At 57.0% G+C, this 22350-nt stretch carries 24 protein-coding genes; 10 read left to right on the forward strand and 14 right to left on the reverse strand.

Features of this window, described 5'->3' with window-relative positions; all coding sequences use genetic code 11:
• Positions 1-108: 108 nt before the first annotated feature.
• Positions 109-249 carry a helix-turn-helix transcriptional regulator gene (locus ACR1XU_RS01075; RefSeq protein ID WP_480906842.1) on the reverse strand — a complete coding sequence of 47 codons (141 nt, stop codon included), beginning with the start codon at positions 247-249 and terminating at the stop codon, positions 109-111.
• Positions 250-669: 420 nt separating this feature from the next.
• On the opposite strand from ACR1XU_RS01075, the gene ACR1XU_RS01080 reads away from it, so the two are divergent.
• Positions 670-1083: a thermonuclease family protein gene (locus tag ACR1XU_RS01080; RefSeq protein WP_480915589.1), complete on the forward strand. Its 414-nt coding sequence runs from the start codon at positions 670-672 to the stop codon at positions 1081-1083.
• A 139-nt stretch (positions 1084-1222) separates the two neighbouring features.
• Positions 1223-2938: a pentapeptide repeat-containing protein gene (locus ACR1XU_RS01085; protein ID WP_480906836.1), complete on the forward strand. Its 1716-nt coding sequence runs from the start codon at positions 1223-1225 to the stop codon at positions 2936-2938.
• Positions 2939-3150: 212 nt separating this feature from the next.
• Here the strand turns inward: ACR1XU_RS01085 and ACR1XU_RS01090 are convergent, their stop codons facing one another.
• The 10 genes from ACR1XU_RS01090 to ACR1XU_RS01135 all read right to left on the reverse strand — a co-directional run bounded on the left by ACR1XU_RS01090 (position 3151) and on the right by ACR1XU_RS01135 (position 11254).
• Positions 3151-3315: a hypothetical protein gene (locus tag ACR1XU_RS01090; protein WP_480906833.1), complete on the reverse strand. Its 165-nt coding sequence runs from the start codon at positions 3313-3315 to the stop codon at positions 3151-3153.
• A gap of 29 nt (positions 3316-3344) precedes the next feature.
• Positions 3345-3512 (reverse strand): hypothetical protein, encoded by a 168-nt coding sequence (locus ACR1XU_RS01095; RefSeq protein ID WP_480906830.1) that lies wholly within the window; start codon positions 3510-3512, stop codon positions 3345-3347.
• A complete protein-coding gene (locus ACR1XU_RS01100) occupies positions 3509-3739 on the reverse strand; it encodes a hypothetical protein (RefSeq protein WP_480906828.1) in 231 nt (76 codons plus the stop codon). The genes ACR1XU_RS01095 and ACR1XU_RS01100 overlap by 4 nt, the downstream gene beginning before the upstream one ends.
• Complete coding sequence (locus tag ACR1XU_RS01105; protein ID WP_480906825.1) at positions 3739-5091, reverse strand: phage major capsid protein; 1353 nt, start codon at positions 5089-5091, stop codon at positions 3739-3741. The genes ACR1XU_RS01100 and ACR1XU_RS01105 overlap by 1 nt, the downstream gene beginning before the upstream one ends.
• On the reverse strand, positions 5091-5339 hold the full coding sequence (locus ACR1XU_RS01110; protein ID WP_480906822.1) for a hypothetical protein: 249 nt from the start codon (positions 5337-5339) through the stop codon (positions 5091-5093). The genes ACR1XU_RS01105 and ACR1XU_RS01110 overlap by 1 nt, the downstream gene beginning before the upstream one ends.
• The gene (locus ACR1XU_RS01115; RefSeq protein WP_480906819.1) at positions 5339-5761 is read right to left on the reverse strand and encodes a hypothetical protein; all 423 of its coding nucleotides are present in this window, start codon (positions 5759-5761) and stop codon (positions 5339-5341) included. Before ACR1XU_RS01115 ends, ACR1XU_RS01110 begins: the two co-directional genes overlap by 1 nt.
• Positions 5758-6285 carry a hypothetical protein gene (locus tag ACR1XU_RS01120; protein WP_480906816.1) on the reverse strand — a complete coding sequence of 176 codons (528 nt, stop codon included), beginning with the start codon at positions 6283-6285 and terminating at the stop codon, positions 5758-5760. The genes ACR1XU_RS01115 and ACR1XU_RS01120 overlap by 4 nt, the downstream gene beginning before the upstream one ends.
• 1181 nt (positions 6286-7466) lie before the next feature.
• The gene (locus ACR1XU_RS01125; protein WP_480906813.1) at positions 7467-9746 is read right to left on the reverse strand and encodes a virulence-associated E family protein; all 2280 of its coding nucleotides are present in this window, start codon (positions 9744-9746) and stop codon (positions 7467-7469) included.
• Positions 9747-9861: 115 nt separating this feature from the next.
• Positions 9862-10119 (reverse strand): helix-turn-helix transcriptional regulator, encoded by a 258-nt coding sequence (locus ACR1XU_RS01130; RefSeq protein ID WP_480906810.1) that lies wholly within the window; start codon positions 10117-10119, stop codon positions 9862-9864.
• Between the two features lie 100 nt (positions 10120-10219).
• A complete protein-coding gene (locus ACR1XU_RS01135; RefSeq protein WP_480906808.1) occupies positions 10220-11254 on the reverse strand; it encodes a tyrosine-type recombinase/integrase in 1035 nt (344 codons plus the stop codon).
• Between ACR1XU_RS01135 and dusA the strand changes: the two genes are divergently transcribed.
• Genes dusA through ACR1XU_RS01155 form a run of 4 tightly spaced genes read left to right on the forward strand, consistent with a single transcriptional unit; the run spans position 11253 to position 14750 of the window.
• Positions 11253-12347, forward strand: a complete 1095-nt coding sequence (gene dusA / locus ACR1XU_RS01140; protein WP_480915577.1) for a tRNA dihydrouridine(20/20a) synthase DusA — start codon at positions 11253-11255, stop codon at positions 12345-12347. The genes ACR1XU_RS01135 and dusA overlap by 2 nt on opposite strands.
• Before the next feature lie 34 nt (positions 12348-12381).
• Positions 12382-13206: a sulfite exporter TauE/SafE family protein gene (locus ACR1XU_RS01145; RefSeq protein ID WP_480906802.1), complete on the forward strand. Its 825-nt coding sequence runs from the start codon at positions 12382-12384 to the stop codon at positions 13204-13206.
• Complete coding sequence (locus ACR1XU_RS01150; protein WP_480906799.1) at positions 13200-13985, forward strand: hypothetical protein; 786 nt, start codon at positions 13200-13202, stop codon at positions 13983-13985. The genes ACR1XU_RS01145 and ACR1XU_RS01150 overlap by 7 nt, the downstream gene beginning before the upstream one ends.
• A gap of 36 nt (positions 13986-14021) precedes the next feature.
• A complete protein-coding gene (locus ACR1XU_RS01155) occupies positions 14022-14750 on the forward strand; it encodes a SpoIIAA family protein (RefSeq protein ID WP_480906796.1) in 729 nt (242 codons plus the stop codon).
• Positions 14751-14888: 138 nt separating this feature from the next.
• Here ACR1XU_RS01155 and ACR1XU_RS01160 read toward each other — a convergent pair whose 3' ends face one another.
• From ACR1XU_RS01160 to ccmI, 3 genes are read right to left on the reverse strand one after another with little or no spacing between them, the layout of a single operon-like run.
• Positions 14889-15122, reverse strand: coding sequence for a DUF1289 domain-containing protein (locus ACR1XU_RS01160; protein WP_170610137.1), 234 nt, complete (start codon positions 15120-15122; stop codon positions 14889-14891).
• Positions 15123-15139: 17 nt separating this feature from the next.
• Positions 15140-15604 carry a Holliday junction resolvase RuvX gene (gene ruvX / locus ACR1XU_RS01165; protein WP_480906793.1) on the reverse strand — a complete coding sequence of 155 codons (465 nt, stop codon included), beginning with the start codon at positions 15602-15604 and terminating at the stop codon, positions 15140-15142.
• Positions 15601-16830: a c-type cytochrome biogenesis protein CcmI gene (ccmI, locus tag ACR1XU_RS01170; RefSeq protein WP_480906790.1), complete on the reverse strand. Its 1230-nt coding sequence runs from the start codon at positions 16828-16830 to the stop codon at positions 15601-15603. The genes ruvX and ccmI overlap by 4 nt, the downstream gene beginning before the upstream one ends.
• A gap of 176 nt (positions 16831-17006) precedes the next feature.
• Here ccmI and ACR1XU_RS01175 point away from each other — a divergent pair, with 176 nt between their 5' ends.
• The 4 genes from ACR1XU_RS01175 (at position 17007) to ACR1XU_RS01190 (ending at position 22311) form a co-directional block, all read left to right on the forward strand.
• Positions 17007-18251, forward strand: coding sequence for a sarcosine oxidase subunit beta family protein (locus ACR1XU_RS01175; RefSeq protein WP_480906787.1), 1245 nt, complete (start codon positions 17007-17009; stop codon positions 18249-18251).
• An 89-nt stretch (positions 18252-18340) separates the two neighbouring features.
• Positions 18341-18670, forward strand: a complete 330-nt coding sequence (locus ACR1XU_RS01180; RefSeq protein WP_170610145.1) for a sarcosine oxidase subunit delta — start codon at positions 18341-18343, stop codon at positions 18668-18670.
• Positions 18671-18737: 67 nt separating this feature from the next.
• Entirely contained in the window at positions 18738-21752 is a 3015-nt protein-coding gene (locus ACR1XU_RS01185) for a sarcosine oxidase subunit alpha family protein (RefSeq protein ID WP_480906784.1), read from the forward strand.
• Complete coding sequence (locus tag ACR1XU_RS01190) at positions 21745-22311, forward strand: sarcosine oxidase subunit gamma (protein WP_480906781.1); 567 nt, start codon at positions 21745-21747, stop codon at positions 22309-22311. The genes ACR1XU_RS01185 and ACR1XU_RS01190 overlap by 8 nt, the downstream gene beginning before the upstream one ends.
• The last annotated feature ends 39 nt before the right edge of the window (positions 22312-22350 follow it).

Genomic DNA, 22350 nt, shown 5'->3' on the forward strand with positions numbered 1-22350 from the left:
TGTTCAAAACCATCACGATAGATGGTTGCGATCTGGTACTTAGCCTTTTTTTCGGTGCTCTTGCAGGACGCGCTTCAAATGTTCTGGTAGAGAGGTTTCGTCCCCAAATTATAGGTAGTCCAAAGTAAGGCCGAAAATTGCTCTAAGCGCAATCGCTCCATCTAAAGACAGTCTATGAGAACCTGATTCCCATAAGGAATACGTGGTTCGCTTAAATCGAATTGACTTCGCGTATTCTTCCTGCGTCATTCCAAGAAACTCTCTGTGCTATTTCAATCGCTTGGCTATGCTAAGATGCGGTCTAAATTTGTCGTTTTTCATAACCTCACATTTCAGTAAGTATCAATTCAACACAACAAAAAACGCCCATCTTTCGGCGGGCATTCACATTGACTGGGATACGCCCGCAAAGTCTTCCAAAGCCTAGTGCGCCACGTACCAGGTATTAACCTTCAACTAAGAGCAGTCGAAACAGCTTTGTCTCTTGCCCAAACCGCACTCCAAGCATTCGCCATTGTAGCGGGTCTGATAATGGTTGTTTCGCTGCTAGGTTCTGCGCGAAGCTATTTTTCCAACCGCCGTTACACAGGCAACGTCGTTCCGTTGCGCCGAAGAACACGGTTCAAGTTTCCACGCAAAGTCGACCCGAATCTGTCAGTAGGTCTTTGGATGGCCGCTCTAATCGGTGTCGCGGTCTTTCTGACTAGCTTCAATCCAGACCAAACCGACCGGCGCACAGTGGAAGGTATCGCCAGAGTTCGAGACGTAGACACCATAGTCGTTCAGGGCGTTCCGGTGAGGCTGAACGGCATTGATGGGCCGGAATTAAGTACAAACGCAGGGGTGGCTGCTAAGCGGTGGATGACAGATCATCTGCGCGGCAAGCCGGTCACCTGCAAACTGAACGGTGAACGCACCCACGACCGCAGGGTGGGCGTATGCTATATGGGTGGCGAAGACATAGGCGCGGCGTCAATTAAAGCGGGTCACGCGTTAGATTGTCGGCGGTACTCAGGTGGCCGCTATCATCGTCTCGAGACACCAGAAGCAAGAGCGAGGATTGTGCGGGCTGGGTATTGTTAGTCGAGAGATTGGCAGAAAATGTAGTTACTAGCCATTGCTCTAGGTTTACTGCAATCGTAGATGTTTTGAACGCTTGATTTTGATCGTCTCTGTGAATTGTTCGCTCGCAGACTTAGCTTGTAGTCGGAAAGGTTATTTTGTGAAGCAAGACCCTGAACGTGTTGTAGACTTTGGCGACTGGCTCGGCATCAAACGCGCACCAAATTGGACAGTTGCTCGGGCAATAGGTCCGCTTATTATGATACTGTTGTCCATACTCTTCATGCTTGCATTTGCTGCTGCATTTGTTGTTCTCCTAAAGTTATCATTTGGTGGAAGCCAAACGACGCTTGGATCCGGTGCGCTTGTCGCTGCGGTTCTCGGATCACCGTTCGTGGTTTGGGGTACTGTTCTAAAGCATAGGACCGTCCTGTTCCAAAAAGAAGGTCACATGACCGACCGTATCAATAAAGCCATCGAGCAACTTGGAGCGGAAAAAACTGTAAAAAGGCAATTAGTAAATTCGTCAGGAAAGAAAGTTTACCACAAGACTATTGAAGGTGAATTGGACTACTCTAGGCCGGCTTTTGTTGAGGAGAGCCGCCCGAACATTGAAGTGAGATTAGGCGCGATCTTGTCATTGGAGCGGATAGCTCAGGACTCAACGTCTCACGACACCGGTCGAGACCATGTGAGGGTGATGGAAATTTTATGCGCGTACATTCGTGAGAACTCGGAAAAACCTGTTGAATGTAAACTGGAAGAATGGCGCCCACTTACACCCAACCTCTTCGCAAATAATGATCCCGATGCGGCTGCTACTCTTCATACAATTCACTTACAGAGAATTTCCAAACGGTTTCGGATGACCAGTGGGCCGTCAGAAGCAGAAAACTGGGTGGAAAGCCTACCCAAATTGCGCATTGATATTCAACTCGCTCTAACAGTAATCGCACGTCGCTCTAGTAAACAGCGTGCCATTGAAGCAGCTTGGCCGTATGATGCTAGAGAACTGCGTATGTCTCCACTAGACGCTAAATGCCCACAATTTAAGAAAGCACTTGATTTAAACGAGTTACGCGACTCAAAGGCACAGGAAACTAAGCGCGAAATTCTGGAATGGGTAGAAGCACTCAAAAAGTACTCTGGGTATAGGCTAGATCTAAGAGGAGCCAACCTGCAAGGAGCCGACTTTTCGTCTCAACGCTCTGATGGATCAGATGCTGCGTTTTCCGGTATGTTAATTTCGGGTGCATCCCTAGACGGAGCCTCATTTGAGTCAGCACAGTTAAGGGGTGTTAGCTTCGAAAACGTTACGTTGATAGCTGCCAATTTTAACTCTGCTGACTTGTCGGGAGCGAGTATTCAAAACCGCTGTAACGTGGAAGCTGCAACATTTGCTAGGGCAAACTTGACCGGAGCGTTTATTTCTGAAGCACAAATGTCAGGGGTGAATTTAGCAAGTGCAACCTTGGACCTTGCCACTATAGATTCATCCTGCTTTGAGGCCGCTTGGTTTAACCATACCAAAGCAAAATTCATTTCGCTCTCGTCCACCAGTTTTTTTGGGGTCAAGTCCTTCTGGGTTGATATGCCAATGGCCTCATTCCACAATACTTGGCACATAGATGACTTGTTTGTAGCGTCCAACAATTTCCAGGGTGCATCTTTCATGAATGTCGACCTTTCAAAGGTTAGCAACGTCGATTGGGGAAGCGCCGATCTCTTTGGCGATGCATCAGTCACTCTTCCACAAGGTACAAACCGTCCTCGTCACTGGGCATCAATAGAAATTGGATGGCTAGATTTTGACGATGAAGTTGACAAGTGGCATAAGGATCCGAGTGGCTATGTTCCGCCGACTGCTGTGCTCTAAACAACTTTGATGTTGGCTAAATTTCTGGGCGGACATAACACTAACCCACCACAGTAAGTGGATCCAGCTATTACGGACAACGCATCAATAGCCCCCGCCCAACACTTTGTGTGTTGCTTCGAAAAACAGTGCGACCAATGAACTATGCGGCCGCTTGATGGTTTTGTGCAGGCACTTTCACCAAGTGATGAAATGTAACCGACTTAGTTTGTTCATTTGGGCGGTTCAAAATCCTTTAGCGCGTTGTCCAGAAGTACCAGTTCACGTTCGTTCAGTTCACGGCCCAAAATCTTGACCATTTTGTTGATCAATCCGACCCGCACCAGTTTCTTCAGGTCTTCGGGTTTACGCTTAGGCTTCGAAATATCAAAGGGCATCCATTAGGCTCCTTACTCTCTGTGTCAGATCACTTTCCATCGCCCAAATCCTTTCTTGTGGTTTTGTCGTGCCGGGGCGTGAACAGGTGATCGTTGTTTTTAGGCGTAGGCACCTTGCTGTAATCGTTGGTCAGCAGACCGGCATCGTATCGGCTTTGACGCAGACCGGTCAGACCGTTCGGGTCCGTAACAATCATGCGGCAACCCCTTCCTGATCCAGCCGCGCCATAAACGGTGCCAGTGCAGCAGCCACCTGATCCGCCAGAATGTCCGTACGCGGCTTGTGCAGCGTGACGGTACGTTCCACGGCTGTGGCCACGATCTGGCGCGTCCCGCGATCCTTTACGGCTGCGCAAAGCCGGTGCTGACCATCACGATCAATGGCCAGCAACAGGTTCGGCACGTTTGCGACGGGTTCGAACATCACCAAGCAACCCCCGTGACATATGCAGCCGTTCCGGTGCGCAGCATACCGTGCGCAATGGGCTGAACCATCCGCAGAACGGTGGCGTTCACTTGGAACGAACTGATCGCTTTGGTTGCGGGCACGGTTCCGGCTGCATCCGAAATATGGATCGACCCGCCCGAGTCGTTCACCGCGTTGGTGTCAGCCATAGTCGGGGCAACACCATCATCATCGGCCAGAACGACCGTTGCCGATCCGCTGGTGTCGATTTCAGGTGCGGGCAACCACGACGCGAAGTCGGCCAGATCAATCGCGAAAATATGGTCGGTCGGTACCGTTGCGCTGATGATCAACGGCAAGCCGAACAACTCGCCCCGCTCAATCTCATCACGGAACAGGAATGTCCCGGCTTCACGCATCATGCGCAGCCTTTGCGCCCGCATATTGTCCATGATCAGGACCGGGTTGCGCGGGCGTTGTGCGCTGATGATCCCGACCAGATACGCAATATCCGCGATCACGTTGTCCAGACCGGTACCAGCGGACGCTTGATTAGCGGCACCATTGAACGGCGATCCGGGTGAGATGGCCGGTACCGGTCCATTGGCCGGGTTCAGCACATAAGCGTCCATCATTTCGGCTGTGTCGGCCACCACATTTCTGCGGATCACCGCTTCGATGCTAGTTGTGCTTGTGTCGCGCAGTTCGTTGGTGAAGACCGACAGCACGGCCATTTTCAGGCGCGTGAACATGACCGATCCAACCACGCCAGATTTGACCGGGATCGTGCCTTTTTCTTCCACGAACGATCCGCTTACGTCGCCGGTCATCGGGTTGGTTGGCATCGTCAGGTTGGCGACTTCGTTCATTGGCAACGGAACGCCACCAGCAGCCATAGCGGCATAAACCGAAACGGGCCGCAGTTCTTCCACCCACGGGCCGACTTCATTGTTGACCAGTTCAGCACCCCAACCGGCATCAACGGTCGTTGCCGGGGTTGTCGCGGCTTTCCGTTGCAGCTTGCCAGCGTCACCGGGGAACAGTTCTTCAGCCACCTGTTCAATGCCGCGTTGGCTGAAGTGTGCCGTAGCCTTGGCAAAGGCAATGTCGGTCGATTTCGGCACCTTTGTGACGCCTTTGACCGTTGCGGGCCGGGGTTGCTGGACAGTGACCGATACGGGCCGATCTGCGTGGGCCTTCAGGGCTGCATTTTCAGCCTGCAACGCGGCCACCTTTCGGGCCGTTTCGGGTGCTTCTTTGGCCACCTTCAGCGCATCGTCAAACGCTGCGGCCTTGGTTTCTTGCATCAGAATTTGGGCCGCTTTGTCGTCGCTGTCGCGGCGGCGGGTATTCGCGTGTGCTGCATTCATCACAGGACTCCTTCGCGTTTCAAAATTCGTTCGGCGGCATCGACCAGACCGGGCCGGTGGTAGTGTTCTTCTGCGAAATCGCGCAGCCAGTTTTTGTACACGCGGCGGTGCGTCTGGTCGCTAATCCGCTTGGCTTCTTCGGTGGATTTACCTTCGACCAGCAGTTCACCGATCATTCGTGCTCGGGTGCGTTTGATCTGGCGGGGCAGTTCGTCCATCACGCGCTGCACGTCCATCAGTCGTTTCATCAGCCAACCCCCCGTTCGCGCATAGATTTGAAGTGTGCCTGCGCCATCGCATTCAGGCGGGCTTCGTCCAGCGGTGCGTCGTCATCCGTCTGGCCCAAAAATCCGTCAATCTCGCTCTGGATCGCCTTGGCGGTGTCATCGCGTTTAATGTCCAATGCATTTTCCAGCGTGTTGATGCGGGCCAGCATCGGCCCGATCAGGTTGGCCATCGCTTCAGCTATGTCGTCGGGCGATAGTGTGCGCTTATCGATCTGCTGCAAAATTGATCTGGTGAACGCCAGACCAGCCGGGTTCACGGTATCGTTTGCGGGGTCGTACAGCACCGCGCTAGGGTCTTGTGCTGCGCCACGGGTATCAAGCTGGCCGTTGACCAACGGGCGGTCGTACGGGTTATCGCTGGACTGTCGGAACGGGTTTGTCATGCTGCGGCCCTTTTGAATGCCAGATACGACTGTCTCAGCCGTTCGGTCTGTTTGTCGGATTTGAAATTGCGGTCAGCCAGCTTGGCCAAATAGGTCGCTAGGGCCGCTGTCGTGCGCAGCGACATATCAGCCTTGGCCAGCCGATCTGCGGCCCATTCGGCCGCGTCGTTTGCTTGCTTGGCGATCTGTTCCATTTGGTCGATCAGCGGCCCGGTATCACCACCCATCCGCACCAGATCGGCGCATTGCTTGTGCAGGGTGTCTTGCAAGTTGCTAGACACCCCACCGCGCAGAATTGCGGCTGCTTTTTGGTACCGGATCGCAGCCTGTCTGGTGTCGGAAATGGACCGTTCTGCCCGCGTAATGTCTTTTTGCAGGTATGCCGTGATCTTCAGCCGTTCAGCGCACGCACCGTTTGTGCCAGCTTCTTCGGCCTTGCTGATCTGGTGAAGACGGGACCGCGTATAGCCCTGATCCTTCACCAATCTGCGGGTGTGATCTGCTGCTGTGTGTACTGTCAACATTGGCTGCGGTCCTACTAGGGTCGGGACGCAGCATGGCACCACATATGGTGTTGAGTCCATATTTCTGGTCGTGCCAAAATCAAATAATTCAATATGTTAGACTATAGGATTTGCGCTATATTCTACCAGATGTAGTTTCCAGGTAGATCGGATTTTGGTTTGCCGGGTCCACCGGTTCCAGCGTTTCACATCGTCCAGACACCGCTGGCTGCAACAGGTATTTCTGCCCCAGTTCCATCGCTGGTCTTGCTTCAGAATGTTGCCGCATCCTTCGCACAATTGGCTGGTCCGACGTTCGGTCACCGGCGCGCCTTGCTGCGTCATCGTCTCACCAGCAAGGTCCGCGCCGGGACGGGCGCGAGGATATGGGGTATCATAATACTACCAGCCGTTTCGGCAAGACTCTTTCAGATCGGGAATACTATTCTCGATTTGCCGGGTGGGTACCGGCAGTTGACTGCCGATTTGGCGTGATCATGGATGACAAGTTGTCATTCTTCACAATTTTGTCTGATTTGGTGAAATCCAGCGTAAATGACACCTGTTTGGATAGCTGTTACGCACCGATTTAGACCGGTTATTATAGCTTTTTACCGGATGGCATTTTTGACGTTTGTTCTAAAAATTAACTCCCCGGCGCGGTGCTGTCCCCCCCCGACTTCCGTTTAGCGATACCCTCCCCACCGTTTGATCGTACACGGTCGCCACGGTCAGTGCGTCACGCCACGATCCAAAACGTCACACGTTGGTCAGCATCACACGAACGATCACACATCAGGCACAACACGCACCGCATCACCTATAGAATACCGCCTATGTTTCTTGACGTGGTGTGGTTTGTTGTTGGCTCGGCTGTCGTTGGTTGCTTGGTCTGCACTGTCCGTTTCCTATAGCCATTTGACTAGAGGTATTGGTTGGCTGGTGGGTGATTCATGCCCTGAGTTGGACACCTGTTGTGCGTCGTGTGCGTCGTAATCCAACAGAGGTTAAAAATACGTTGTGCGTCGTGATAGGTGTTGTGCGTCGTAATTCCACTTATATCCAATAAACTATAACTATAATGCTTTGATATTATTAAATAAGAGAATCCGTTTTGCTCCAATGGAATCTAGACGCACTGACGCACAATCGCATAAAAAATTCCGTCTATACGTGTAATTTCGACGCACAAATGTGCGTCGTCAGCCACGCTGATACAACGTCTTAGATCTGTACGGTCCAGACGTTTGACGACCCTTGTTGACGAACCCCAAACCTTCCAGACAGCCGATCATATCCTGCTGTTTGCGCGGGTTCTGGTCTTTCACAGCCAGACCCATCAGGGCGAAACATTCACCAACGGTGGTCCGTGTACGCTGGGCCAACAAACCGGCCAGAGTGTCCATCCACGGATGAGCGGCCACACGCTGTTTCTGAACCTGTGTGGCAATCGCTTCGATAGCCGGGTCCAGATACCACTGTTCGCCGCTCTGGTACGCAGCATATGCTTCGGCCCATAGCTGATCGCGCACGGCCTTCAGATCAGCGATCAGAAACTGGCCATCTGTCTGGACGATCCAGAACCGACGTTCGCCTGCGTGGTCTTTCAGATAATCGTTGCGGTTGGTGGATCCGGCAAAGACGCAACGCCGTGGCCTGCTGCCAGTCCTGCGGCCATAGGATTCCCGATAGCGTTCGACACGACGCGTGATGAATGACCGCATGCTTTCCAGTTCGGAACGGTACACGCTGGTCAATTCCGCCATTTCCACAAGCCACACCCCGTCCAGATGTTCTGCGGCGTCCTTTTGGTGGAAGTCGGGCAAGCTGTCGCTGAACCATTCCTTGTACGGTACTAAGGCACGCAGGGCGGATGATTTGCCGCGTCCCTGTGGACCTTCGAAGATCAGGCAATAGTCGGCCTGACTGCCGGGTTCCATCGCCCGTGCAACGGCACTGATCAGCCACTTGCGACCCACTGCGTTGATATAGGTCAGGTGGGTCAGGTCTTGGCTGGTGACGCCACAGTATTGGGTCAGCCACGATCCGATGCGTGGCACCCCATCCCACTGCACCCCGCTCAGATATTCTTGGACGGGTTCACGGGTGTTGCGTGTCGCGGCCAGTTCGATGGCGTCGATCACATCCGCCTTGCCGATCTTGTTAAACACGTTCCGCTGAAACCATGACCGGATTGCGGTGTAATCGTTGTCGTTCAGTTCGCGGAACGTGCCTTTATCCCAGATCATGTATCGGTTGGTGAACGCGTCATAGTACAGCCGTTCGCGCCAGTGATCCTGATTGATCAGATACGCATAGACGTTGTGCATATTCGGGACCAGATTCCCCTTGCTGTCGTACGCGTAATATTCGGCAGCCGTAACGGGTTGCTGTGACGCAATTACAGGCGCGACCGCTGGCATTCCGGCTTTGCTGGCTTCGGCCAATCGTGCCGCGTTGCGGACCTGTCTATCCAAATTTCCAGGTAGCTGTCCACCACACGCCTGACGGGCCAGAAACACCAGTTTGCCAAAGCCGTTTCCACCGTCGGGCTTGAACCCCTGCCACGTCCGCAGAGTCACCTTCGGATCGTCCTTTGGCGCCTTTGCCGACCACTTGGCGAACACGGGCCACGCCACATCCCCCATCGCGTTTTTCATCGCGTAGGCCACAGCGATCCATTCGTCATATTCAAGGTCATCGTTGGGGATCAGATCACAAACCGGTTCAAACAGGCTTTGGTCGGCTGGCTGCGCACCGTGGCGGGATATTCCGTCATTCATCCGGTGGACATTGGTGGCTTTGCCTCTGGTCCAACCGCGTGACTCGGCCACCTTCAACATTTCTTCGACCAGCATGTCCATCTGTGCAAGCGTACACGTCTGCACCTGATCGGCCTGCGGCCAGCGGTTCCACTGGTATTCCCGGCCCGACGGATGGACGCCGAAGATCACGGCCTGTGTGGGCTGTTCACGGGCTGTCAGCCCCATGACTTCGACCCGTTGCGTTTCGCCATTACGCTTGATTGGGTACTGCTTGCGGCGGATCGTTTCGCCTGGTGCGATCCGAAACAGGACCAGAAATTTCGGCACGGCTCCCCATCGGATGAAATACCGGCCCCCGCCCAATTCGTCTATGCGATTGAACATGGCCTGTGCGGTCACATCGTCGGTTATGTCCACATCCAACGCGCACCAGTTTTTGCCCATCTTCAGACCGACGTTGGTTCCGTTCTGGTCCCATCTTGCCACCTTCACGGCGTCCATCTGATAGCTGGGCCAGCTTCCCATGCCATCGAAAGCACCACCATAGTATTCACACGGCACCTTTCCGCGTGCCTTCGGATCGACCTTGCTGTGTTCGTGAAGTTCGGCCCACGGTGGCATGACCGGTATGGTGTCGATCAGCCCTAATGACAGGGCATGTGCGTGCCATGAGTAGCTTTGTTGCGTGGCAGTGTTAAGGGGTGTAACATTGTCCATGTCTGACAAACTTTCGCATTGGCCCGGTAACGTCCCTAAACGTGCCGGGTCTTTTCTTGCCAGTGGTTCGTGTCAGTTCGGGCCAGCCACACCCGCCCCCACCGGCTATGGCTGCTTAGGCCGCACCGTCCAGCAGGTCTTGAGATGCGGTCACAACGCGGGGTTTCTTGTCTTTGCGTTTGCTGCGGATCAGATCGGCAATGTCGGACGCTTCGTAAAACGTGCGGTTGCCTTGGCGATAGAAGGGGGGCATTTCACCACGGCTGCGTCGGGACTCGATGGTCACCAGTTCGCAACCTTCCAGTGCGGCCACCTGTTCTTCGGTGATCAAGCCGTGATCGGCCAGAAACTTTTGCAGGATTGGATCATCCATCGGACGGACTCCTGTTGGTCATTTCGTGAAGAAATGGATGCCAACAATCGACCTTCGCTATGGTGGTCTACGTCATCCGGAATGAATCAAGGTCTGTAAGCTACATTGAACCTGCAATTTTCTGCAAGGCATTATGCACATCAGCCGCGCCAAGCTGGGTATACCGTTTCAGGTGTTTCCAGTCGCGGTGGCCAGATACGACAGCCACCAGTTCGATGGGCAGACCCAGCCGGAATAGTTCGGTGATCGCCAAGTGTCGCAGATCGTGAAAATGCACGTCTTCAATTCCACATTCCCGCACCGCGCGACGCCACGCGGTACCAGCCGACTTGCCGTTATACGGGAACAAGCGACCTTCTGTGCGACCTTCAGCCATCTGGCAGGCAATCTGGTACGCGTCACCCACAAGCGGCACGTCCTGATCGTTACGGGCTTTGCGCTTCGGGTCTTTCCGTTCGCGGATAAGCACCGACTTTTCGTTCCATCGAATGTCTTCGATCCTGATCCGGCAAATCTCACCGATGCGCATTCCAGACGCAGCCGCAAATTTGATGATAGCCGGCATTGGAATCGTCATGCGCGGGTTGGCCTCAAACCACGCTATGATCCGGTCCAGCTCGTCCTGTGTCGGGATCCGGGTTCGCTCCTGGCTGCGTGTGTCGATGCGGGCAGTTGTCAGGGCTGAACGGGCGTCTTTGGCTAGGTCTGGGTCAATGTCGATCTGGCGGCTGTGTCTGACCCATTTCAGGACGCTGGACAGTGCGGAAAGATCACCGGCCAGGGTCGCGCCCACAACGCCTTCCTTCAGTCGCTGATCCACGTATTCCTGCACCGTAATGGCCGACAGGTTACGCAGGCTGGTGCTGCCAATCCGACTTGCGATCCGTTCCAGATTGTACCGGTTCGTGCGGCCCGTGTTCACCTGTTTCAGATAGGTCATGATCGCCATCGTCAACGTCATGTCCTTGCCGGGTTGAAACGTGCCAGCGGTGCGTCCGCCTTCCAGTGCGCGTTCTATGTCCGCAGCCCAGCCGGTCGCGTCGATCTTGTGCGAAAACGTCCGCGCCTTGTACGTGCCTTTACGTCGTACCTGCGCCCGCCATTTACCGCTGGGTAGCTTGGTGATAGTAGCCATGTGCAATCCGTGTACTAAGTGTCCGCACACATCTACCATCCCTGTGCAAGTGTGTGCAATATATGTGCAAATTGGGCCAAATCTTGAGGTTTTGAGCGTGTCTAAATCATTGAAATATCACGCTAAATTATCAGTCGCACCCATGATGGACTGGACAGACCGGCATTGTCGGTTTTTCCATCGGTTGCTCAGTCGTCAAACCCTGCTTTATACGGAAATGGTGACGGCCCCGGCATTGGTCCGGGGTGGGGCAATTCATTTGCTGGACTACAGCCCGCAGGAGCACCCAGTTGCCCTGCAACTGGGCGGGTCGGGTCCTGAAGAATTGGCACAAGCAGCGCGCTTGGGCGCGGAAGCCGGGTATGATGAGGTTAACCTGAATTGCGGCTGCCCTTCCGATCGGGTTCAGTCGGGCACGTTTGGGGCGGTGTTGATGAAGGACCCCTCTCGCGTCGCCGAATGCGTGGCGGCGATGATTGATGCTGTCGATATCGAAGTTACCGTCAAATGCCGCCTTGGTGTCGATGATCAGGAAGCCGAAGAAGTGCTGCCTGCGTTTCTGGAGGCAATCCGCGCGGCAGGCTGCGGTCGTGTTACGATCCACGCGCGCAAGGCCTGGCTTCAAGGGCTCAGCCCAAAGGAAAACCGCGATATTCCGCCGCTGGACTACGGTCTGGTGCATCGGATGAAAGCGGCTTTTCCTGATCTGCATGTCTCGATCAACGGCGGTATCACCTCGCTGAAACAAGCGAGGGAGCATCTGGACGCCGGGCTGGATGGTGTGATGATCGGACGTTCGGCCTATCATCGGCCCGCCGACATTCTTTGCGATGCTGACCCGCTGATCTTTCAAACAGGACTTGCCACTGACCCGTTTGAAGTTGTCCATGAAATGGTGCCTTATGTCGAAAAACACCTTGCCGACGGTGGGCGACTGCACCAGATCACGCGTCACATGCTGGGCCTATTCGCCGGACGACCCGGTGCGCGGGCATGGCGACGCGCACTGTCCGAGGGGGCAGTACATTCCGGGGCCGGGCCCGAGGTGATGCTGCAGGCGCTGGAACAGGTTGCGCCACTGGCTGAGGTTTAAACGAAATCCGGTTTGACACCGGTTTGGGGGGACAATGCCCGAGACGATGTTGCTGGCCCAAATGCTGGGCCTTTTGCTTGTGATCGGGGCCCTGGCCGGAGTGCTGGCCGGGTTGCTGGGAGTCGGGGGCGGAATTGTTCTGGTACCTGCGTTTTTCTATGCGTTTCAGACGCTTGGATATGGCGGGCCGCAACTGATGCAGCTGTGTCTGGCGACGTCTCTGGCCACGATCATCGTCACGTCTGTCCGGTCCGTGCTTGCGCACAACAAGAAAGGCGCGGTGGACTGGGATATCCTGCGCGGATGGGGCGTTGGTATTGCTATTGGTGCCGTTCTGGGTGTGCTGGTGGCTTCGGCCTTGCGAACAGAGGCGCTGCAGGCCCTGTTTGGGATACTCGGCATGGTCATCGGGGCTTATCTGGGGCTGGGCCGGTCAGAATGGCGGCTGGGTGACGCCATGCCCAAAGGGGTGCGTCGCGCGGTTCTTTCGCCATCGGTCGGCTTTTTGTCCGTGCTGATGGGGATCGGCGGTGGCAGTTTCGGTGTGCCTTTGATGAGCCTTTTCAACACTCCCATTCACCGCGCCGTGGCCACTGCCGCCGGGTTCGGCGTGATTATCGCCGTGCCATCGGTCCTGGGCTTTCTGTTTGTGGAAATCCCGGTCGAGCATCGTCCGCCTCTGACAATCGGGGCGGTTAACCTGGTTGCTTTTGGCGTGGTGGTCGCAATGACGATGATAACGGCGCCCTGGGGGGTGAAACTGGCCCACGCGATGGATCCCAAACCCCTAAAACGGGTTTTTGCCGTGTTTCTGACACTGGTCGCCCTCAACATGCTTCGCAAGGCGGTTGGATGGTAGACCATTTTCAAGATAAGGGCTGGATCTCGTTTCCTTTTGATCCGGTTCTGGCCGAATGGGTTGAAGAGGCTTTGCCTGCCGCCCGAAGCTCGGTCTCGGACCCGGCGCACGCTCCGTGGCTCGATTGCGAGGGGACGTGGTTCATCGGTGTCGATGCTCTGACCAATGATCGCCAGGGCCGGGTGGGGCGTTCGCTGCCGCTGGCCGGGCATGCGATGGACTTCATCACTGGGCAGTACGGTGTTCTGCCGCTGCACAAAGGGCAGGTCTCGGTCATCTACCCCGGCTACCCGCGCCCCCGACGTGGCGAAAGCGAGGCGGCCGCACGGTACAGGCGAAACAAGGATGCCGCCCATGTGGACGGACTGCGCCCCTCTGGCACTGGCCGACGCCGCCATGTGGATGAGCCGCACGCATGGATTCTAGGAATACCGCTGAACAAAGCCAGCGCCGATGCTTCGCCGATGGTTCTGTGGGAGGGGAGCCACAAGATCATGGGGGCGGCCTTTCGGAACGCCATGGCCGGACACACGGATGAGGCACTGCATCAGATCGACGTGACGGAAATCTACCAGACGGCACGACGAGAAGTCTTCGACACATGTCCGCGAATCGAACTGCCGGCGGCACCGGGCGAGGCTTATCTTTTGCATCGACACTGTCTGCATGGGGTCGCCCCGTGGGCTGAAACCGCAAGTTGTGGGCCCGACGGACGGATGATCGCCTATTTCCGCCCTGAATGTGCCGGGGGTGTAGCCGAGTGGCTCGAAACTCCGTAACGTCCTGCCATTGTTTAGCTTTGGAGGATTTTCGGTATGATGACCGTCCACACGAATTCTGATGGCGCACAGATTGAAGTTGAACTGTCTGGCCAGATCACTGCCGACGACTATGCTTCGACCCTTATTCCGGCCATCGAAGCTGCTTTGACCGAGCATGACGCGGTTCGCCTTCTGGCGATCGTGCATCCGGAGTTCAAAGGTTACGACCTTGGAGCCGCGTGGTCTGACACCAAACTTGGTCTGAGCCATTGGCGCGGCTTCGACCGGATCGCAGTGGTGGCGGATCAGGGCTGGGTTCAGACAAGCATCCGGCTGGCAGCTCCGATCCTGCCGTGCCCGGTGCAGGTGTTCGAGATGACCGAGTTGGAAGCCGCGCGGCGCTGGATGCGCGAATCCCTCGGGGCCATTCATGTCACAGATCTGGGCGGCCCGTGTATTCAGATTTCCTTGATGGGCAAGTTGGACCCCGATGAATACAAGCAGGCCGAGACCGATCTGGACAGCCTGCTTCGCGAGCGTGACGGGTTCAGGTTACTGATCGATCTGCGGGAATTTGATGGCTGGCAGGGGCTGACGGCACTGGCTGCACATTTCCGTCTGGCGCAGGGGCATATCGGGATGCTTGATCGCGCAGCAATTGTTGGCGACAAGGGCTGGCAGAGGATTGCGCAAAAAGTGGCAAGCCACGTGTTGGGAGCGCGAACGCAGTATTTCCCATCGGACGAAATCGAAAACGCAAAATCCTGGCTTACGGCTGGCTGATCCCTTCGCGGAGAGACAACTGAACTGATCGCGCCGCTGTGCTGGCCACTCACTCACGATCCGCGAACTCAACCCCCTCGGAGTTCACTCGGCCCGCAGCGGCGCAGCTTTAGATCGGTCTATTCTGGAATTGAAGTGTCAGCCTTTGTTCAGACGGGCAGCGCGGCCACCACGCCGTTTCGCAAGACGCGGTTTACGAGCCGGCAGGTCTGTCATGATTTCCGCCCGCTCGCTGCTTTCCATCTTGGACCAGCGCGAAATCTCGTCAAGGGTGCGGTAGCATCCTGTGCAGATACGTTCCGTCGGGTGCACAACACAGATCTGGACGCAGGGGCTTTCCACCTCATTCCTTTTCCAAACCATGTTTGTCATCGCGCCAACCCGCCTTTTTAAAGAAAGCGCAACCTGTCGAGCGCTCCTTGCAAAATATAACCAGCAGCGACGTGATCAATAACCTGTCCGCGACGTTTTCGTGTCGTATCCGCCTCAAGCAGTGCCTTTTCTGCCGCAACTGTGCTTAATCTCTCGTCCCAAAAACCGATGGGAAGGTCCGTCAGGCGCGACAGATTCCGGGCAAAAGCGCGGGTTGACTGGCATCGGGGGCCTTCAGTTCCGTCCATGTTTTTGGGCAGGCCCAGAAGTATTCCTCCGATTTCGCGGTCAGCAACAATTTCCAGAAGCCGCGCGGAATCGAGCGTGAATTTCTTGCGCCCGACCGTTTCGAGCGGGCTGGCCACGCCGCGCATCCGGTCCGAAACCGCCACGCCGATCGTCTTCTCGCCAAGGTCCAACCCCATGAGCGCCGTCATCGGGGCCAGCGCGGCGGCGAAATCTTCGAACTGATCGTGGTTCATGGTTCCAGACCTGCCCTTCGGGCGGCCGTGGCCAGCATGTCCAGCGCATCGGCATTGCCGGCGAAAACAGATTGCGCTTCGTCGTATATTCCGCTTGCCCGTTCCGCTTCGCCAAGAACGCCCAGTGCTGCAATCAGGCGGGCCCATTCTTCGGGCGATCCGCCTTCGGTTGCCAGCCGGTCCGACAACTGGTTGACCATTCCGCGGATCATGTCCTGACGTTCTTCCGGCGTCAGTTCCGCTGCTGCGTCGACAGCGGCCTGATCAGGGCCTGGCGCGGTGGAAGGTGCCGGGATTTCCGGAGCATTGAAAACGCCCGCCCTGAAGGCCAGTTCGTCAATTTGGGCGCGGATCGCATCTGCCCAGGGTGCGCCGGCAGGCGCTTGGGCCAGTGCATCGGCCCAAAGCCGGTAGGCCAGGTCGGGTCGTCCGGTCTGCACAAGCATCTGCCCCCAATAGTACCGAGCAGGTCCATGATGCGGGTCGCGATCCAGCGCCTGTTTCAGCGCGTCCTCAGCCTCGGGCGAAACATATCCGCCCGCCGCCAGAATCATCATCTCGGCCAGGTGGGAATAAGCATCCGCTGGCGCTGCATCACCCGACAGTTCGATCACGCGTTGCTGCGCCTTGTAAGCAGTCTGAAAATTGCCTGCGTTGGCCTCATGTTGGGCCAGCAGAATATGACCCTGCAAGTCGTCGGGCCGGCTAGCAACGGTTTCGCGCAACTGGCCCAGCAGTTCGACATAGCTTTCTTCCAGCTGAGGCGCCGGCGCGTGTGGTGTCGACGCTTCAAATTCGGCCTGATCCGGACGATCGGCGCGCAGGCTCTTGGCTATTTCCAGTCGCATTTCCAGTGGTTGATCCGGCAACCCGTTGGCACCGAGTTGACGATAAAGCCCCATTGCACCACCCACCAGCACAAGCGCCACGACAACAAGTGATCCGACCGTAACGGCACGCGACGGGCCGTTGCCCGCTGCAGACTGCTGCATTTGCGCATCCGCAGCGAGAATGCGACGAGAGATCTCGGTGCGTACCCTGTCGGCATCCGCTGCTGGGATTACACCCCGGGCCAGGTCCCGGTCCACGCCCGCCAACTGTTCACGGTAGACGCGCAGGTCGTAGGCCGCGGCAGGTTCGCGGTTTTTCCTGTTGCGCAGCATGGAATATCCCAAAAACACGGCAATCAGCAGTGCAGTCAGTAAGATCAGGACCCAGAACGTCATAGTATCTCCGAAACGCTTGCCCTGACTTAGACCCGCTGGCCGCCCGACAAAAGGGACAAATGGCCGCGAATGGCGTACATGTCGCAATAGTGCGATATTGCGGCGTTGTGCGGCAGGGGTAAACTGTCGCCACAGGTCATATCTGCGCCCAATCACCGAACCGGATGGATTCGCTTATGAAACACTATTCAGCCTTTGCCGTTGCGCGCGAAGCGCTTCGTTACCACACAGGATGGGAACGCGCCTGGCGGTCACCCGAACCCAAGAAACGCTACGACGTAATAATCGTTGGCGCAGGGGGGCATGGTCTGGCCACTGCATACTATCTGGGTAAGAACTATGGCATCCAGAACGTGGCCGTAATTGAAAAAGGCTGGCTGGGCGGTGGCAACACCGGCCGGAACACGACGATCATCCGCTCGAACTATCTGCAGGACCCGTCGGCGGCGATCTACGAAAAGGCGCGCAGCCTCTATGAGGATTTGAGCCAGGACCTTAACTATAACATCATGTTCAGCCCGCGCGGCGTGATGATGCTGGCGCAGACGCAGCACGAAATCCGCGGCTATCAGCGCACAGCACACGCCAACGCCTTGCAGGGCGTCAAGACCGAGTGGATTACGCCTGAACGTGTCAAGGAATTGGTGCCGATCATCAATCTGGGCGGCCCGCGCTATCCGGTTCTGGGCGCGCTTTGGCAGGAACGCGGCGGTACCGCACGCCATGACGCGGTGGCGTGGGGCTATGCGCGCGCCTGTTCCGCGATGGGCATGGACATCATTCAGCAGTGCGAAGTCACCGGCGTCCGTTCGGACAATGGCCGCGTGGTTGGTGTCGATACCACCAAGGGCGCCATTGACTGTGACAAGCTGGGCATCGTTGTTGCCGGGCACTCGGGGCAACTGGCCGAGATGGCAGGCTTCCGCCTGCCGCTGGAAGCCATTGCGCTGCAGGCGCTGGTATCAGAGCCGATCAAACCCTGCATGGACGTTGTCGTAATGGCCAACACCGTGCACGGCTACATGTCTCAGTCCGACAAGGGCGAGATGGTGATCGGCGGCGGAACCGACGGGTTCAACAACTTCACCCAGCGTGGATCGTTCCACCATATCGAGGAAACGGTGCGCGCGCTGGTCGAGACCTTCCCGATGATCTCGCGTCTCAAGATGCTGCGCCAATGGGGCGGGATCGTGGATATGACCGGTGATCGCTCGCCGATCCTGTCGAAAACACCGCTGCAGGGCTGCTTTATCAACGGCGGCTGGGGCACGGGCGGCTTCAAGGCGATCCCGGGTTCGGGCTGGGGCATGGCGCAACTGATGGCCACCGGTCATTCGCCACTGACCGAAGCCTTCTCGCTGGATCGCTTCAAAGAGGGCCGCTTCATCGACGAAAGCGTCGCCGCTGGGGTGGCGCATTGATGGAGATTTTTCGCCGAAAAATCGTCTCTGCCCCTGACTACGAGTTGCGCGGACGTCAAACGACGGCTTGCTGCTGAAAGGATGACAAAATGCTGATCCTGAATTGCCCCTATTGCGGCGTTGACGCCGAAGAAACCGAACTGGCCGCTGGTGGTGAGGCGCATCTGAAGCGCTTTGGCCCCGGCTCGTCGGATGACGAATTCCACGACTACCTGTTCATGCGTGAAAACCCCAAAGGCGTGCATTTCGAACGCTGGCGGCACGCCAATGGCTGTGGCAAGTGGTTCCACGCCGCGCGTTGTACGCAAACGCTCGAGGTCTTTGGCACTTACACCGCTCAGACCTCCGAACCGCCGCAAGACATCAAGGACGCCATCACCGCAAAACGGCCCGGCTGGACGTGGAGAGAGTTCTCCTGATGCTTCACCTTTTCAAAAATACTCCCGCCGGAGGCTCCGACACCTCCACCTGCGAAAGGTCCGCAAAATGAGCACCCGTCTCGCAAAACTTGGCCGACTGATTAACCGGTCGAAACAGGTCACCTTTACTTTCAACGGCACCTCGATGCAGGGCTACGAGGGCGATACGCTTGCCTCGGCCCTTCTGGCCAATGATCAGATGATGATGGGCCGGTCGTTCAAGTATCACCGTCCGCGTGGCGTTGTCGCCAGCGGGGCCGAGGAACCGAACGCTCTGGTCGGTCTCGGGCAGGGCGGCCGCTTCGAGCCGAACCAGCGTGCCACCACGACCGAACTGTTCAACGGCCTGACGGCGATCTCGCAAAACCACTGGCCGAACCTGGACTTCGACATCGGTGCCGTCAACACTCACCTGTCACGGTTCCTGCCGGCCGGCTTCTACTACAAGATGTTCATCCATCCCAAGCCGTTCTGGAAGCACGTCTACGAACCCTTCATCCGCCAGTCCGCCGGTCTGGGCAAAGCGCCGGACAAGGAAACCAAGGACGCGGACACCTATGAACACTTCTACGCTTTCACCGATGTTCTGGTGATCGGCGGCGGCGTGGCTGGTCTTCAGGCCGCCAAAGCAGCGGCGCAATCCGGTGCCAAGGTTCTGCTGATCGAGCAGACTGCACATTGGGGCGGTCGCGCTCCGGTTGATGGCGGAACCGTCAATGGTGAGCCTGTGGATAAGTTCGTGGAACAATTGGTTTCCGAACTCGAAACAATGAGCAACGTTACCATGCGGTCCCGTTGCATGGGCGCAGGGGTTTATGACCATGGGTACGTACTGGGTTACGAGCGTCTGAACGATCACAAACCGGGCACGCAAGGCCCACGTCATCGCTTGTGGCGGATCCGGGCCAAACAGATCGTGACAGCAACAGGCGCGATCGAGCGTCCGCTGTCCTTTGCCGGAAATGATGTGCCGGGTGTGATGCTGGCTTCGGCCATGCGCGACTATGTGATCAACTGGGGCGTGACCCCCGGGGAACGTGTCATCGTCGCCACCAACAACGACGACGCTTATCGCACGGCGATCCTGATGAAACAGGCGGGTGTCGACGTCCTGCGCGTTGTCGATGCACGTACATCTGCCGGGCCGTTGGCCGAAGAGGCGCGTCAGCTTGGAATCCGCGTCGATCCGGGCAAGGCCATCGCCAAAGTCAAAGGCGGCAAACGTGTCAAGAAAGTTGCGATCTGCAATCAGGAAGGCATCGGGGGCGCTCGCGAAGAAGTTGAGTGCGATGCGGTCGCCATGTCGGGGGGCTGGTCTCCGGTGGTTCACATGTGGTCGCATTGTGGGGGCAAGCTGATCTGGGATGAGGCGCAAGCCCATTTCCGTCCCGATCCGGCGCGCCCGCCTCTGGGTGCAAACGGTGAAGGTTTCGTTCTTGCCGCGGGTTCTTCGAACGGTCCGCTGGCGCTGGGCGAGGTGCTGTCCGATGCCCATGCCGCTGGCAAAGCGGCGGCCAAGGCGGCCGGGTTCAAACCGAAGAACACCAAGGCCCCTGCTGGGGAAGCTACCGGCGAAGCGGCGATGGAAGCTGTCTGGCTGATGCCTGCCAATGCCGAAATCCAGCTGCGTATGAAATCCTGGCTCGACTTCCAGAATGACGTCAAAGTTTCCGACGTCCAGCTGGCTGCGCGTGAAGGGTACGAAAGCGTTGAACACACCAAGCGTTACACCACGCTGGGCATGGCGACGGATCAGGGTAAACTGAGCAATATCAACGGTTTGGCAATCTTGGCTGATGCGCTGGAATCCGAAATTCCGAAGGTCGGCACCACAACCTTCCGCCCGCCCTATACCCCCATTTCGATGGGTGCGATCGGCGGCGAAGCGCGTGGTGAAGTATTCCAGCCGATCCGCCAAACACCGATGCACAACTGGCACGACAAGAACGGCGCCGACTGGGAGCCGGTCGGCCACTGGCGCCGGACCTACGCCTATGTCCGTCCCGGTGAATCCGTGCATGACGCCGTGAACCGTGAGGTCAAGAACACCCGCGAAAACCTTGGCCTGCTTGATGCATCGACGCTGGGCAAACTGATTGTCAAAGGCCCGGATGCCGGCAAGTTCCTCGATATGATGTACACCAACATGATGTCCACGCTGAAGGTCGGCAAATGCCGCTATGGCCTGATGTGCTCGGAAAACGGTTTCCTGATCGACGACGGCGTTGTTGCCCGCATCGACGAGGACACATGGCTGTGCCACACCACCACCGGCGGGGCCGAGCGTATCCATGGGCACATGGAAGAGTGGCTGCAGACCGAATGGTGGGACTGGAAAGTCTACGTGGCCAACGTGACCGAGCAATACGCGCAGGTCGCCGTGGTCGGCCCCAACGCCCGCAAGGTGCTTGAGAAGCTGGGCGGCATGGACGTCAGCCGCGACGCGCTGCCGTTCATGGAATGGCGTGATGGCAAGATCGGTGACTTCAACTGCCGCGCCTACCGCATTTCGTTCTCGGGTGAGCTGTCCTATGAAATCGCGGTTCCGGCCTCTCAGGGGCAGGCGTTCTGGGACGCGCTGATGGAGGCAGGTAAAGAGTTCGGCGTGATGCCTTACGGCACCGAATGTCTGCACATCCTGCGGGCCGAGAAAGGTTTTATCATGATCGGCGACGAGACCGACGGCACCGTGATCCCGCAAGATCTGGGGCTGCACTGGGCGCTGTCGAAAAAGAAAGAGGACTATCTGGGCAAACGCGCCCATTCGCGCAGCCACATGGCCGATCCTGAACGTTGGAAACTGGTCGGGCTTGAGACTGTGGATGGATCGGTCCTGCCGGATGGTGCCTACGCAGTGGGTGAGGGCGTCAACGCCAACGGTCAGCGCAATATGATAGGACGCGTGACCTCGACCTATTACTCGGCCAACCTGGACAAGGGCATCGCCATGGGTCTTATCAAGCACGGGCCTGACCGGATGGGTGAGATTGTCGAGTTCCCGGGAACGGATGACAAAGTCTACAAAGCCAAGATCGTGGATCCGATCTTCTACGACAAGGACGGGGAGAAGCAGAATGTCTGAACCCATCAGCGCACTGAATCACGCAAGCTTTGACGGCATTGCCAAGGTCGAGGAATGCGGTCTGCAGGGTATGATCACTCTGCGCGGCGATCTGTCCGACAAGGTGCTGGCCAAAGCGGTCAAAGACGCCACGGGCCAAAAGGTCCCTGGCCAGCGCGAGGCTTTGGTGAACGGCGATACCGGCGTTTGCTGGATGTCTACCGACGAGTTGCTGGTGCTGGTGCCCTACGCCGAGGTCGAAGCCAAGCTGGCCGCGATGACCGATGCCCTGAGCGGCACACACGCCCTGGCCGTCAACGTCTCGGATGCCCGCGCAGTGTTCCGCATCTCGGGCGGCAGCGCACGCGAGGTACTGGGCAAGCTGGCTCCGGTCGAGTTCTCGGAAGAGGCATTCCAGCCCGGCCAGATCCGGCGCTCGCGTCTGGCACAGGTGGCAGGTGCGTTCTGGATGGATGACACCGAAACCTTCCGGGTGGTTTGTTTCCGGTCCGCCGCAGATTATGTGTTCAAACTGCTGAAAGTCGCGGCGCAGCCGGGCAGTGAAGTTGGGGTTTACTGACCTCTGCCTAAGTGCAGTTGAATCGAAAGCCCCGGGTCA

The sequence above is a fragment of the Ruegeria sp. D1(2025) genome (assembly GCF_056536425.1).